This is a genomic window from Nostoc sp., from assembly GCF_036917675.1.
GTDB lineage: Bacteria > Cyanobacteriota > Cyanobacteriia > Cyanobacteriales > Nostocaceae > Nostoc.
Genome location: NZ_JBALCT010000004.1, coordinates 64,163 through 78,561, shown reverse-complemented (window position 1 = coordinate 78,561; position 14,399 = coordinate 64,163). Strand labels below are relative to the sequence as shown.

General features: G+C 41.9%; 13 protein-coding genes and 1 pseudogene. 6 read left to right on the top strand and 8 right to left on the bottom strand.

Features of this window, described 5'->3' with window-relative positions:
* Both V7K31_RS01890 and purC read right to left on the bottom strand, forming a co-directional pair.
* A pseudogene (locus V7K31_RS01890) lies at positions 1-777 on the bottom strand (hypothetical protein); the annotation flags it as partial.
* Positions 778-918: 141 nt separating this feature from the next.
* A complete protein-coding gene (gene purC / locus V7K31_RS01885) occupies positions 919-1,656 on the bottom strand; it encodes a phosphoribosylaminoimidazolesuccinocarboxamide synthase (RefSeq protein ID WP_335092240.1) in 738 nt (245 codons plus the stop codon).
* A 724-nt stretch (positions 1,657-2,380) separates the two neighbouring features.
* On the opposite strand from purC, the gene V7K31_RS01880 reads away from it, so the two are divergent.
* Positions 2,381-2,644, top strand: a complete 264-nt coding sequence (locus tag V7K31_RS01880; RefSeq protein ID WP_335092246.1) for a DUF7219 family protein — start codon at positions 2,381-2,383, stop codon at positions 2,642-2,644.
* A gap of 154 nt (positions 2,645-2,798) precedes the next feature.
* Here V7K31_RS01880 and V7K31_RS01875 read toward each other — a convergent pair whose 3' ends face one another.
* The 4 genes from V7K31_RS01875 to V7K31_RS01860 form a co-directional block, all read right to left on the bottom strand.
* Positions 2,799-5,417 (bottom strand): GAF domain-containing protein, encoded by a 2,619-nt coding sequence (locus tag V7K31_RS01875; protein ID WP_335092238.1) that lies wholly within the window; start codon positions 5,415-5,417, stop codon positions 2,799-2,801.
* 245 nt (positions 5,418-5,662) lie between these two features.
* Positions 5,663-6,793 carry a glycosyltransferase family 4 protein gene (locus tag V7K31_RS01870; protein ID WP_335092237.1) on the bottom strand — a complete coding sequence of 377 codons (1,131 nt, stop codon included), beginning with the start codon at positions 6,791-6,793 and terminating at the stop codon, positions 5,663-5,665.
* A gap of 339 nt (positions 6,794-7,132) precedes the next feature.
* Complete coding sequence (locus V7K31_RS01865) at positions 7,133-8,287, bottom strand: NAD-dependent epimerase/dehydratase family protein (protein ID WP_335092236.1); 1,155 nt, start codon at positions 8,285-8,287, stop codon at positions 7,133-7,135.
* 171 nt (positions 8,288-8,458) lie between these two features.
* A complete protein-coding gene (locus tag V7K31_RS01860; protein ID WP_335092235.1) occupies positions 8,459-8,989 on the bottom strand; it encodes a hypothetical protein in 531 nt (176 codons plus the stop codon).
* Positions 8,990-9,294: 305 nt separating this feature from the next.
* On the opposite strand from V7K31_RS01860, the gene V7K31_RS01855 reads away from it, so the two are divergent.
* The 3 genes from V7K31_RS01855 (at position 9,295) to V7K31_RS01845 (ending at position 11,741) form a co-directional block, all read left to right on the top strand.
* The gene (locus tag V7K31_RS01855) at positions 9,295-9,648 is read left to right on the top strand and encodes a hypothetical protein (protein ID WP_335092234.1); all 354 of its coding nucleotides are present in this window, start codon (positions 9,295-9,297) and stop codon (positions 9,646-9,648) included.
* Between the two features lie 89 nt (positions 9,649-9,737).
* On the top strand, positions 9,738-11,249 hold the full coding sequence (gene ycf46 / locus V7K31_RS01850; RefSeq protein ID WP_335092233.1) for a stress-responsive protein Ycf46: 1,512 nt from the start codon (positions 9,738-9,740) through the stop codon (positions 11,247-11,249).
* A 141-nt stretch (positions 11,250-11,390) separates the two neighbouring features.
* Positions 11,391-11,741 (top strand): DUF1257 domain-containing protein, encoded by a 351-nt coding sequence (locus V7K31_RS01845; RefSeq protein WP_012407317.1) that lies wholly within the window; start codon positions 11,391-11,393, stop codon positions 11,739-11,741.
* 300 nt (positions 11,742-12,041) lie between these two features.
* Here V7K31_RS01845 and V7K31_RS01840 read toward each other — a convergent pair whose 3' ends face one another.
* Positions 12,042-12,560, bottom strand: coding sequence for a hypothetical protein (locus tag V7K31_RS01840; protein ID WP_335092232.1), 519 nt, complete (start codon positions 12,558-12,560; stop codon positions 12,042-12,044).
* Between the two features lie 541 nt (positions 12,561-13,101).
* On the opposite strand from V7K31_RS01840, the gene V7K31_RS01835 reads away from it, so the two are divergent.
* Both V7K31_RS01835 and V7K31_RS01830 read left to right on the top strand, forming a co-directional pair.
* Positions 13,102-13,359, top strand: a complete 258-nt coding sequence (locus V7K31_RS01835) for a type II toxin-antitoxin system ParD family antitoxin (RefSeq protein ID WP_334907933.1) — start codon at positions 13,102-13,104, stop codon at positions 13,357-13,359.
* Complete coding sequence (locus V7K31_RS01830; RefSeq protein WP_335092231.1) at positions 13,356-13,655, top strand: type II toxin-antitoxin system RelE/ParE family toxin; 300 nt, start codon at positions 13,356-13,358, stop codon at positions 13,653-13,655. Before V7K31_RS01835 ends, V7K31_RS01830 begins: the two co-directional genes overlap by 4 nt.
* A 46-nt stretch (positions 13,656-13,701) precedes the next feature.
* Here the strand turns inward: V7K31_RS01830 and V7K31_RS01825 are convergent, their stop codons facing one another.
* The gene (locus V7K31_RS01825; RefSeq protein ID WP_335092230.1) at positions 13,702-14,331 is read right to left on the bottom strand and encodes a retropepsin-like domain-containing protein; all 630 of its coding nucleotides are present in this window, start codon (positions 14,329-14,331) and stop codon (positions 13,702-13,704) included.
* Between the last annotated feature and the right edge of the window lie 68 nt (positions 14,332-14,399).

Genomic DNA, 14,399 nt, shown 5'->3' with positions numbered 1-14,399 from the left:
TGGTTCTGGAGTTGTCGGTAATAAATTTCCCGGAGTTATCGACGGGTTAACATTCTGCGGATTTGGAGTCGCGCCTGGGCTTGGGGTAGGTGTTCTTTGTTGACTACCTGGCGGTGGAATTTCTGGAGCGGTTGATGGTTCTGGAGTTGTCGGTAATAAATTTCCCGGAGTTATCGACGGGTTAACATTCTGCGGATTTGGAGTCGCGCCTGGGCTTGGGGTAGGTGTTCGTTGTTCACTACCTGGGAGTGGAATGTCTGGAGCGGTTGATGGTTCTGGAGTTGTCGGTAATAAAGGTTCCGTTGTCGGTGGATTGACATTTTCTGGTACTGGAGTAGTCTCAGGAGTTGGGGAAGGTGTTGGTTGTTGAATTTCTGGCGGTGGAATGTCTGGAGCGGGAGATGGCTGTTGAGTAGGGTTGGGATTTATTTGAGGGGTTTGTGCAGTTCTTGGCGTTATGGAGGTTGGTACTATTAACTCTGATGTCGCGTCGGCGTAGCCCAACCCAGGCATCGCTGCTGGTTTGGCAGTGTAAACTGGGACAAGACCAGATTGGAGATGTTCTGCCTCTGTAACCCCTGTGGGATTAGGTCGAGATTTTAGACTCTCACTAGTGTAACGCTGACCAGTGTCCTTTTCTGGCTGCTGATTTGTTTCTAGTGTCAAAACTTCTGTTGTCTGTTTTGAACCTTTGGCGGCTTCTGCATTTGCACTCATTGAGCCGCCCAAAGGGACTGCAATTGCTACTGCTGCCAGCAATACGGGAGATAAACGCATTTTACTTATGATTCCTATTCACGACCACACACACACCATCACAAATTAGTCATTAGTCATTAGTCATTGGGCATTGGGCATTGGGCATTGGGCATTATTTACAAAGGACAATCCACACGAGTTTAATTGATTTTTGCCCATTTAGTTATTACTCTCTACTGCTTTTAGCACTCTTTGTAAAACTTTCTGATAGGCATCCTCTACATTTCCTAAATCCCGGCGAAAGCGGTCTTTGTCCATTACCCGGCGGTTTGAGTCCTCTTCTGCGGTATCCCACAAACGGCAGGTGTCGGGGCTAATTTCGTCTGCTAATAGCAACTGCTGTTGTGAGTCCAAACCAAACTCTAGTTTGAAGTCTACTAGGGTAATGCCGCACCGTTGCCAAAAGTTACGGAGAAATTGGTTGATTTGCAATGCTAGATGTGTAATTGCGTCTACTTGTTCCGCAGTAGCTAGTTCTAGCAGGTATAGGCGATCGCTTGTCAACAAAGGATCTCCTAACTGATCGTTTTTGTAATAAAACTCAACCAAAGGCTGTTTCAGAATTGTACCCACTGCTAACCCTGTTTGTTGACACAGACTGCCAGCAGCAATATTTCTGATCACTACTTCTAAGGGTAAAATCTTTACTGCTCTCACCCGCATCTGATTCGGGGCAGGGCTGTCGATAAAGTGAGTTTTTATACCATTTGCCTCCAACTGTTTAAAAAGCTGGCTGGAAATGCTACAATTAATTTTTCCTTTCCCTTGGATGCTGCCACGTTTTTGGGCGTTAAACGCCGTGGCGTCGTCCTTAAAATCTGCCAACAAGACTTCCGGATCGTCCGTTGTATAAAGAATTTTAGCTTTGCCTTCGTATAACTTGGAATTAACAGACATGGTGGCAGGTAAAGTTTTAGGCGATGGACAAAAGTTGTCCTTTGAGGCTTCACCATTTTATCTTTAGTTATTAACTATTAGCCATTGGTAGATTATTTAAGAGGACACGGGGCTGCCGATAATTGGGCAGAGCGGCAGGGGAGGATGAGGAAGTAGTAGTGCTGTTAGCGGATAGCTAGGGTTTAGCTCGTGCTGAATCTCACTTCTTTACTCACAATTCGGAAAAGAGGAACTGTTTTGCCCCAGTTGCCAAAGATTCAGAACTGAATCTCTAACTTTGAACAGAGGACAATTGGCTTTGGTACATGGTATTTTGTGCCTAAGTACTTTCACTTATCGATTTGCAATTATTTTTGCTAGGAAAATTTTAAGAGAACATACGGCTATATTTTGTATAGTTTCTAACTCACGGTTTCGATTCAAGTTAATTACAATTTGAACTTCATAAACTAAGATGAGATAAATTGACAACCGGGAGAAAAATTAAATATTCCCTCTAGTTACTTTTGTAGAAACTTTTTTTGTAACATTTACAACATAAGTATTTCAACCTTGATCTTCTAGTCTCAAAATCTGAATTAACCAATTCCCGCACCATCGGTTGGAAAAGGAGTTGGATGATTTGATTTCCCCCAGTCTGACAAAAGAAAGATTAGGGTAGCTAGTGATTGATTCAGTTTTAGAGATTCAAACAGAAGGGAAGTTGAATAAATTGGAGAACAAAATGGTGAACAAGGATGATTTTCTTTACCCTCGTGGTCGCTACTACGGTCAGGTAAAGCCAGAAAACTTGGTTTTTAATGCGAATCTACAGGAATTTGCCCAACGCGTAAGCTACATTTGCAGCTTAGAAACAGGTGGTAAACTGCCTACAGGTGCAGCTTACGAACAAATAAAGGATCTATGGAAACAGTTGAAACGCTCAAAAAAAGAGCTAAGAATTGGCGAAGACCCGTTTCAGGATAATGAGGGGGAAGCTCAAGGTTGAATGAGAGAGGCGGGGATGAGGGAGACAAGGAGAATAACCAATAACCAATAACCAATAACCAATAACCAATAACCAATAACCAATAACCAAATACCAAATACCAAATACCAAATACCCAATGCCCAATGCCCAATGCCCAATGCCCAATGACAGACTATTTAGTAAGCATTGTCCAGACACCATCCCAGGACTCTGGGGGCGGCGTTTGCTGATAATTACGCGCCCGTTCTAGGTGGATATCAACAGCTTGGTCTTGGGGTTGGATATATTTGGCAGCTTCAAAACAGGCGATCGCTTGTGAGAAGTTGCGCGATAAATAAGCGGAGCGTCCAGTATGATAGTGAAACAAAAACTCTTGAGTGTTGGCATCTAAAGGAGTAGTGCGATCGCCAATTAACTCGTAGATATTCACCGCCTGGTGTTTCCCTTTGAGGCGAATTTTATCTAACTGGCGCACCCAAATGCGATCGCTGCAAAGTTCGTAAGTGAATTCACTCAAAAGTATATCACAACCATAATCCTTAGTTACTGTTTCCAAACGTGAACTCAAATTTACACTATCTCCAATTACGGTGTAATCCATCCGCTTTCGGGAACCAATATTACCCGAAACCACATCCCCAGAACTAATCCCAATGCCAATACGAATTTGTGGCTGCGCCTGGATAATTCGTCGTTGGTTAAATTCCTCTAGGCGGTGTCTCATATCTAACGCTGACTGCACAGCCCTCCAAGCATGATTTTCTGTAAGTGGTAGCGGCGCACCAAATACCGCCATTAAAGCATCACCAATAAATTTATCGAGAGTGCCTTCGTAGTTAAAAACCGCCTCCACCATCGTTTCAAAATACTGATTAAGTAGCAATACCACTTCAGCTGCACCGAGATTTTCCGTAAGTGTTGTGTAGCCCCGGATATCAGAAAACAAGATGGTTACTTCCTTGCGTTCGCCTACCATTAAAGCATCTTCTCCCAGAGCCATAACTTGTTCGGCTACATGGGGCGTTAGGTAGCGGGACATAGTAGTTTTCATCCGTTTTTCCTGGCTGATGTCTTCCAACACCACCAAACCACCCCGGACACTGCCTTCTGGGTTAGTTAGGGGATTAACAGTGAGATTAATACTGCGTTCTAATTTTTGCACCTGATCAAAAGTGAGAAACTCAGATTGGGGAGTTAGGGGTAGATTCCAGGGAATGAAAACATCAGGATTAGTGCGATCGCGTACTGCTAAAATTGAATGCTGAGTCCTAAGCCCTGAATATTGAGTCTCACTTTTAACTCCTAACCCTTCGGCAGGCTCAGGGCATCGCTCCTCACTCATAACTTGATATAGTCCCACCATCAAACTTTGCTCTGGCACATAATGTTTAGCTCCAGTTTTTAAACTATCTTCTAGTCGCATTTGGAGATTTTCAATCGGCACAACTTCCCAAACTAGGCGACCAATCAAATGTTGTTCCCACAAAAGCTTATTGTTCTTAGTATTAGCGTCTCCTATCGGACAACCCAGTAACTCCAGTGCTGCATCATTAATCGTCACAATCCGTCCTGCCATATCTGTAGAAATTACCGCATCTGACAGACTTTGCAAAATGTCTTTTTGATACTGTTTTTCTAACAGCACATTTTCAAACAAGCGATGATTTTCTAAAGCAATTCCCGCCTGAATATTAAAAGCCCGCATAAACTCTTCATCAGAAGCAGTAAAGCTGTTTTGTTGCTTATTAATTAATTGGGTTACGCCAATCAATTCATTTGCAGAATTAAATACTGGCAAACACAGGATATTGCGAGTTACATACCCAGTTTTTCTATCTGTATTCGGGTCAAAACGGGGGTCTTTGTAGGCATCGGAGATATTTAGGGCTTTACCAGTGGAGGCCACATAGCCAGCAATACCACGGTTAACGGGAATGCGGATTTCTATCAAGTTTGTGCCATCTGCTGCTGCAACTTTCGTCCAGAGTTCGCTCATCTCTTTACGATATAAAAACAGTGTGCTACGGTCTGCTTGCATTAAAATTCGAGCTTGTTCCATGACTATCTGCAAAGTTGCTTCTAAATCCAGGCTTTGCCCCAGTGTCTGAGTTGCCCGCAACAAAGCCGTTGCACCTCGTTGATTGCGAGCCGCTACATAAAAAGATTGGCAGCTTTCCAGAATAATACCAATAGAAGCGGCGAAGTCTCGAAAACGTTCTTCATCATCAGAATTAAACGGAACATTCCCGGTTTTATTAGCTAGTTGAACTACCGCTACAGTCTGGTTTTTGCTACTGATAACAGGCATACATAAAAGATTATGGATTTTGTAGCCCATTTGTTTTTCCAGTTCTGGGCTAAATAGGGGGTGAGTATAAGTTTCAGATATATTTAGATATTGGCCTGTACTTGCAACATGACCGGGAATACCCACTGTAATGGGAGTACGAATTTCTAAGAATTTTTGGGTATTATCTTGGGGAACTTTTGACCACAGTTGACCTTTGTCATAGTCAACTAAAAAAATCGCCGTATGTTCTGCTTGCAGGATTTGACCAATTTTAAGTGTGATAGCTTCTAGCACCTTCTCCAACATAGTTTCTAGAGCTTCATTATTAATCAGTTCAATGGCTCTAATAAATTGCTGGAACTCAGCAGTTATGAAGTCAAGTAAACAAACAAATTCATTAACAGATAAGTCTTTTACACGACTCAATAGGGCGTGAGTACGATTAACTTGGTTCAGTTCAGTTAATGTAGCCAAGACGCTGCCAGGGTTGGGGAGTGTCATGGGAATTTTAGATTTTAGATTTTAGATTTTAGATTTTGGGCATTGGGCATGGGGCATTGTGAGTTAGGAGTTATATCATGTCCGCTTGATTACTTATTAAACCCGAAGAACCCCACTCCGCCAAAGCTATGCTTTGTCTCCCCTCCCGAAGAGCTCTTAGGGGTTGGGGGTGGGGTTCTTTTATTATGGGTAATCTGGCGGACATGATATTAAAAGTTATTTGTTTCCCCCCACTCCCTACTCCCCTATTTTGCCAACTGTTCAGAAAATATCACCTTTTGATAATAATCTTGTAGTTGCCTAGTGGCAGCTGCCCAACCCCAACTTTCTGCTTCCTGGCGAGCATTTTGACGGATGATGTCTCGTTGTTGTTTTTGTTCTAAGAGGCGAACAGTAGCAGCTAATGCTCCTTGAACATCTGCTGTTGGCTCAAAAAGATATCCATTTACCCCATCTGTGACAATATCGGGAATTCCCCCCGAACGGGCTGCTACTACTGGACAGCCAGCAGCCATCGCTTCTAGTAGTACTAAGCCTAATGTTTCTGTACGGGAAGGAAAAATAAAGGCATCAGCACTTGCAAAGGCAGAACCTAACTCTTTGCCCATGAGATACCCAACAAAATAAGTGTTTGTGCCAACAAAGTGTTTTTGCAATGCTTGACGGTGGGGACCATCCCCAACCAATGCCAACCGCGCTTGGGGAATTGCCTCTAAAATTGGTTTGATGCGCTCAATTTCTTTTTCGGCGGAAAGTCGCCCAACGTAAAGTAGCAATGGACTTTCTGGATGATTTTGTGATAAGCGCGATCGCATCTCTACACTAGCTAAATCAGGGTGAAATAATTCCGTATCTACCCCACGCTGCCATAAATCTACACGTTCAATACCGTGTGCTGTCAATTCCTCAATCATTACTGTTGAGGTACACAGATTCAAAGCGGCTTGATTATGAGCGCCTTTCAGCAATTCCCAAAGAAGCCCTTCCAGCATCGCCAAGCCGTAATGCTGGAGATATTGGGGTAAATGCGTATGATAAGACGCTACTAAGGGGATTTTGAGGATTTTGCTATAAAATATACCTGCTAAACCCAAAACGGCTGGATTCACGACATGAATAACATCTGGCTTAAACTCTTCTAAGGCGTACCCAATGGCTGGGCGGGGTAATGCCATTTGCAATTCTGGATACAATGGCAGAGGAAAGCCACTAACGCCGTAAACTTTAGCGCCTTTGTATTCTGTGATGCCTCCATCAGGGGCAATCACCAGCACTTGATTACCACTGCGCTGTAAATGGTCAACAGTATGGCGTAGGCGCGTTACAATCCCATCAACCTTGGGCAAAAAGGTTTCGGTAAATAAAGCAATTCTCATATAAAACTATTCAGTCCAGGCAGATAATCCCAGCTTTGCTTGCGTTTCGGTATCAAACACGGAGTAAACTGTCTCCTGTGGTGTAATCTAATTCTGCACAGTCAAAATAACTGTAGTAAACGGCAAATTTAGTAATATAGCAGTTCTCAGTGAGTGAAATACAGACCTAACCCCCAGCCCCTTCCCTACAAGGGAATGGAAGTGAGGTCAAAGTGTATTGCATTCAAAGGAAAACCGCTATAGCTGAACGACACGCCTGATAAATAATAATTGATTGGTCGTCATATTGTGCTAAGACATGACGACCAGTTTTAGACCTGCGATTTAGTGGGGTTTACCCTAATTTCTGTGCCAAGAGACTTTCGGCATAATTTGTTTGTGATCAACTCGTTTCTGATACTTGATGGCAAAGTTTAACAGAGAATCGAGTAAAGAATCAGAGAGCAAGTGAGGCTGTAAACCTAAATCGAGCAATTTAGTGTTTTTAGCGTTGAAATAATGTTCTTCTTTCTCGACTCTGGGATTATCTAGGTGATTGATTTCTACATTCAATCCCATAGCGTTACCAGCTTTTTTCACCATCAATGCCAATTCGCCGACGCTGAATTGTTCGGTAAATTGGTTAAATACCCGCAATTCACCAGCCTCGGCAGGGTTAGCGATCGCTAATTCCACACATCGGACTGTATCCCGAATATCTAAAAATCCGCGAGTTTGCCCACCTTTACCATAGACGGTTAGGGGGTGTGCGATCGCTGCTTGAATACAAAAGCGGTTTAGTGCTGTACCAAACACACCATCGTAATCCAGCCGATTAATCAATAGTTCGTCCATCCCCGTTTCTTCGGTTAAGACGCCATAAACTACACCCTGATTTAAATCCGTTGCCCGTAATCCCCAAATCCGGCAAGCAAAGTGGATGTTATGACTATCATGGACTTTGCTTAAATGGTACATTGAACCGGGCTGCTTGGGATAAGGTAGGGTATCCTTGCGTCCATTGTGTTCAATGGTGATGTACCCTTCCTCGATGTCGATGTTGGGTGTACCATATTCACCCATCGTTCCCAACTTCACCAAATGACAGTCGGGGAAATCTTCCCGCATGGCGTACAGTAAGTTCAACGTACCGACTACATTATTGACCTGGGTAAGAACTGCGTGTTCACGGTCAATCATCGAAAATGGAGCCGAACGCTGTTCACCAAAATGCACTAGGGCGTTTGGCTGAAATTGATGTAATGTTTTATGGAGAAATTCGTAATTAGTAATATCGCCGATGAACAGATCGATAGATTTACCAGTCAAATCTTGCCAGCGCTGGAGGCGTTGCTGAATTAGTGCGATCGGAGTGAGAGTTTCAACACCAAGTTCATTATCCCAATGCCGCCGCACCAAACTATCTAAAATTCCAACTTCATAACCTCGATTGGAAAGGTAAAGAGCAGTTGCCCAACCGCAATATCCATCACCACCAATAACCAGGACTTTCATCTTCACCAGTTTTTACTTGCTGATAGCTAAATCTAGCAGGTTTCTGTCCCCTCTCAACCATCATTCTGGCAAAGATGTAGATTTTGGGGGAGTGGGGAGTTAGGAGTTAGGAGTTAGGAGTTATTATTTCTGCCAATGCCCAATGCCCAATGCCCAATGCCCAATACCCCATTAAGACTTGGAAATCCGATACTGCTGGGCAATGTAATAAAACAAACGATAGTAATCTGGAAAATTTTGGCTTTTGCTTCGTCCCTGCCAACAGTATTTCACTTGACTCTGAGTTAGTGTCAGTGTCATCGAACCTACCCGTTGATCAACTTCTACAACCATCACTCCAGATACTCCTTGGGCGGTTTGAAAGTTGGGTTTTATCTTTTTTACAGATCCTTGATCTGTAACAATTGAATTTGGTAACTGCTGACTTGCCCACCCCCGAATTTCCACTGAGTTATCTTGTCGTGAAATAAACGCGATTCCATCATCATTTGCTGGGGCTGCTAAAGAAGTCCAGTTACTCGGATATAGAAATTCAAAGCCATAACGGGAGTTTCTATAAGTTTTCCAGGCGATCGCTCCGGCGTTAAAATCATTTGCAGTACAACCCCACAGAATTATAAACAGGGCAATGACTCCGCTAACCCTGGCGGCAAACCGATAAATTCTTCGCCCCAAACTACAGATTTTATTAGCAGTAGCCATTTACATTACACATTTTGGCAAAATTACTGATTTTATAGAAATACCAAAAACTTAGATATTGCACCATTCTCAATCAGCCAACTAGTAGTCTGTCAATAAATAACTGATGGGCGGGGATTGTTCGTAATTTGCGCTGTCTTCGCTAAAGCTCAAACTACAAACCTAATTGGACTTTCGCTATTAGCTATCAGGAAAATATAAATAAATGTAACAAAACTGCCGTTAAAACGTTTTACCGTCTTGACAACCAACAAAAGAACCGATAACTTGATATACATACCCGGGTAAGACCGTTAAAGAGTTATATGCAAACGCAAACTAAGCAAAAGGTCACTTTGTATTTATCGCCAGAGTTGCACAGAAAACTGAAGATTCGTTCAGCAGTCGATTCTGAACCAATGTCAGAGCTTGCCGAACGTGCCCTCGTGTTTTACCTGTCTAATGCAGAATTGGTTGACGAGGTAGAAGATTCTTCTTATGGGCGGACTCATAGAGTTTATTCATGTCCAACTTGTGATAGCTCACTAGTCTTACGTGATGGGGAACTGGTTGCTTTGGGCAATCAACCAGGAGTAGTTGGTCAACAACATCTTTCCATAGATGAGATGGATGAAGAAGAAGCCAATCCCAAGGGTGAGGAAGAGTTAGTTCCTTGCTAAATAGATAGATAGGAATTATTCATGATTCGGTTGTCTTTACCAGAAGCAATGTCTCTACTGTCTCTATAAGGTCTCAAGTAGGTCGAAGTATGAAAGAAGAGCTCAATATCCTAATTCAAGCTCAATACCCTTTAATCTACCTTGTTACCTCCGAGGAAGAGCGGGCCGAGCAAGCAATTTCTACGATCGCCCAGTTGTTAAAGCCCCAGCGCCGAGTATTTATTTGGACAGTAACACACGGGATTGTGGAGTATGGTCAACCCCGGAATGTCACCCAACATAATACGGTGTCTCCAGAGGCGGCGATTGAGTGGATCATCCGGCAGAAAGAACCAAGTATATTTATTCTTAAAGATTTACATCCATTTATAGATGCGCCTGCAACCAACAGATCGTTGCGTGATGCGATCGCTAGCTTCAAAGGTACGCAAAAGAATATTATTTTGATGTCGCCGATGCAGCAAGTACCTATAGAACTGGAAAAGGAAGTTGTCGTTCTCGATTTTACATTGCCAGATATGGCTGAGTTAAATAAGGTATTAACTTACCATATAGAGCAAAATCGTGGTCGCCGGGTGACAACAGAAGCCAGAGAAAAGCTTCTTAGAGCCGCTTTGGGTCTAACTAAAGATGAAGCTGAGAAAGTCTACCGTAAGGCACAGGTAACTACAGGGCGTTTGACGGAAGATGAAGTAGATATCGTTTTATCTGAGAAAAAGCAACTAATTCGCCGCAATGGGATCTTAGAATACATTGAAGAAGATGAAACCATTGATGCTGTAGGTGGCTTAGACGAGTTAAAAAGATGGCTCAAGCAACGCTCTAACGCCTTTACAGAAAGAGCGAGAGAGTATGGTTTGCCTCAACCAAAAGGGATGTTAATTCTCGGAGTTCCCGGTTGCGGTAAATCGTTAATTGCCAAAACTACTTCCCGGCTGTGGGGTTTACCACTGTTGCGGTTGGATATGGGGCGAGTTTACGACGGCTCAATGGTGGGACGAAGTGAGGCAAATCTGCGAAACGCCCTGAAAACAGCAGAATCTATTTCCCCAGCGATTTTGTTTATCGATGAATTGGATAAATCCTTTGCTGGTAGTGGAGGTTCCTCCGATTCTGATGGGGGGACTTCAAGTAGAATCTTCGGCTCTTTCCTCACATGGATGCAAGATAAGAAATCTCCAGTGTTTGTGATGGCAACTGCCAACAGAGTAGAACGCTTACCTGGCGAGTTTTTGAGGAAAGGACGCTTTGATGAGATTTTCTTTGTGGATCTGCCAACACCGGAAGAACGGCAGCAGATTTTCAATATTCACCTGACGAAACGCCGTGAAGACATCTCTCGATTTGATCTTGAGCAACTAGCCAAGATGTCTGATGGCTTTTCTGGGGCAGAAGTTGAGCAAGCGATCGTTGCGGCAATGTATGAAGCTTTTGCCCAAGATCGGGAGTTCACCCAACTAGATATTATTGCTGCACTGAAGGCAACATTGCCACTGTCTCGAACGATGCAAGAACAAGTAACGGCTCTGAGAGATTGGGCCAGACAGCGCGCACGCCCCGCAGCATCCTCCGTAGCTGAATATCAGCGAATGGAGTTTTAAAAGCTTTCCTCTGCCATCCCAGGGGGAAAGGCTAGCTCCCAATGCTAGCAGTTATAAGAAAAGCCGCATCCTGATAAGCGCGGCTTCGCCGAAAACAAACCGTTGTCGTTTTTCTCAATCTTCTCATTGGAGGAAACCCAAATGTCTCACTTTAGCACCCTGCGTACCAAGATCACCGATGCCGAAATCCTCAAGGCTTCCTTGCGCGACTTAGGTATCAGCGTAAAGACTGAAGCTGATGTCCGTGGTTATAACGGTCAGCGTGTCCGTTCTGACATCGTTGCTATGTTGGATGGCGAATATGACCTCGGCTGGTCTCGCAACAGCGATGGTTCCTTTGACCTAATCGCTGACTTGTGGGGAGTTGCTAAGAAGCACAACCAAACCGAGTTGATCAACTCAATCAACCAAAAGTATGCAGTTAACAAAACTTTGGCTGAAGTAAAACAACGCGGTCTGCAAAACGCCAATGTGAAGTTGGTATTGCAATAACAATTTCTCTGCGCGTTCCCAAAGCTGCACGGGTTAACCATATAAATAGCGGTTAACCCGCTTTTTTATCGGGACTGAGATGTATTTCTCAGTCCTGATTTTTATAAAATTCTATCCTTCAGTCGCACTCAGCTAAACATAAATAAGTCTAGCTCATCTACATTGTGAATAATATTGGAATCAGGAACATTATATGCTAAAGCTAGTTGAATACTAGCTTGCAGTCTCAATTCTACATTTAAATTAGGATTAAAAGCTGCTTGAGCTAAGTTACCCAATTTTTCATAAGTAGCAATAATATTAGCGACATGCTAGTAATGCACTTCCACCTGCCATGCCAGTACCTCCAGCAGTAAGCGCACCACCTCCTAACAAGGCTAAAGCAGCATTAGTAGCCGCAGCACCGGAAAGAGAAGATATTGCGACACCTGTTGATGCTGTACCGAAAGTAGTTGCAAATGCCATTGCAGCTGTCGGGCCAAGAAAGGCAACTCCTGCTCCCGCGACTAATCCAGCACCAGCAGTAGAACCTGCTACGAAGTTTTTGTTGGTGTTTGCATCAATTAGCTGCCAGTCTTTACCTGTAATTTCTTTAAGCTGAAATTTAAGTTCGGCAATAACTTTGCTAAATTCTTTTGGTGAATTTGCCAGTGTGTTTATGTAACTTTCGCAAAGTTTAATAGTCTCAATCCCACGCTTGACTCGCTTTTGATAAAGACTTGCAGCCGCATCTTGTAAACACTTACAGACATTTTCGTATTTATCTACTGCATTGCGTAGCCTCTCTTGAGCTTCTTTTCTGTATGTTCTTTTAAACATTGATTCCTCAAAAAATAAAAATAAGTGATTGGCTTAAGATGAGCCATTGAATACAAATATATTCAAAATACGATTACAATTTTAATTGTATAAATACTTAAGTTATACTCTATAGCCATATTTTTTTGATGATGGTATGATCATCAAATTATTTCGATTTAGAGTATAAGATATATATAGGACTCATATCTGATTTTTGAACAAGATTTCAGATAAAACCCTGATAAAATGGGCTTTTCAGTCTCAGTATGTTTTCAGAAATCAAATCGGAGTCCTATATACTTTATTAAAGTTAATAGCAGAAATTGAGATTATTTAAAATAATAGTTGTTTAAATCTATTTGTAATATAAAGTAGACATTCAACTTAAGTACTATTGCTATAGTAATTTTTCTGTAATTTCCAAAACTTTATATACATTTTAAAATGTGGTTATTGCCGTAGTCTCCAAAAGTATGTTCTGGGAATTGAATCACAAACTGGTACAAACTTTTTTTGCAGTTCCAGTTAATGCATCCATTTTTTAGCTGAGGTACAAGCTATGAATATCACACTCAAGTCAGAAATAGAGCAATTTATTCAAGCACAAATTGCAAGTGGTAGATTTGCTAGTGCAGAGGATGTGATCAATGAAGCTTTTAAATTGCTTCAAGAAAGAGAACGGCGAATTGAAGAATTACGCCAAAAAATTGCTGTGGGAACTGAACAAATCGCTAAAGGACAAGTAACTGATGGCGAAGTTGTTTTCGCTAGATTTCAAGAAAAAATTCGGAAAATTGCTGAGGAGTCTGAAGAATGAGTAGTTATTCATTTTCAGATGAAGCAATTCAAGATTTAGATGAAATTTGTGAATATATTGCTCGCCGTAACCCAAAAGCAGCTAGTAAGCTTTTTGATGATATTCGTAAGAAGTGTAAGTTGGTAGCAGATTTTCCCAGTATGGGGAAAAGTTACAGAAGACTTGTAACGAATCTGCGCGGCTTTGTTGTGGATGATTACATTATATTTTACTATCCCAGCGAGGATGGAATTATTGTTACTCGTATTGCAAGCGGTTATAGAGATTTAGAATCTTTGTTTGAAGATGAGGAATAAATTTTTGGCTATTTAACTGTTAAACACTATTAAATTATTGAATTTATCACTTCAAATCTTCACGCCATGTAAAAATAATTTGCTCCTCAGCTTGCCTAAATTCAATATTAAATTTATCAAATACAACTTCTCGCCCTAAAAGCAATTGTTCTCCGCCTGTATTGGTTTGCAACCATGCTACAGGAGTAATAAAATTGTGTTCGTCAATTGTCATTTCGACATTACGTAAAACATACTCAACTCTACCACCTATAGTTTCTGCCAACAAAGTTGATTCTGAATCAGCCAAAGCATAGCCTAAATCTTCACCAACTTTCAATGAAATTAAACTTAATTCAGCACCAGAATCTACTAACATTGTTGTATTAGATTCTATATCTCTATGTTTTAAAATAACGCTATAATTTGGTTGCCAATCATGGCGAGCGACGGTGCGGAAGCGAATTGACAAAATTTCTATAGAAGCAGTCTGACGGGGAACTAAGTAAATTAAAAAAGGCTGTTTTGCAGCATTACCTAATGCTAAAACTTCGCGTAAGTTTTCGCTGTGAGCAATTATTCCATTTGCATTGTAAGCGATATATTGATTTTTATATAAATCTAATAACATCTGGCGGTTACGATTTAACCACTTGAACATTTCATCTCTTTCACTTTTAGAGGGTGTTGTGTTCATACATTTAATTTTGTCTGTGGATGTAGAATATCTCTGGCACTATTTTTAAGAGTCTGCTGCAAGATGTG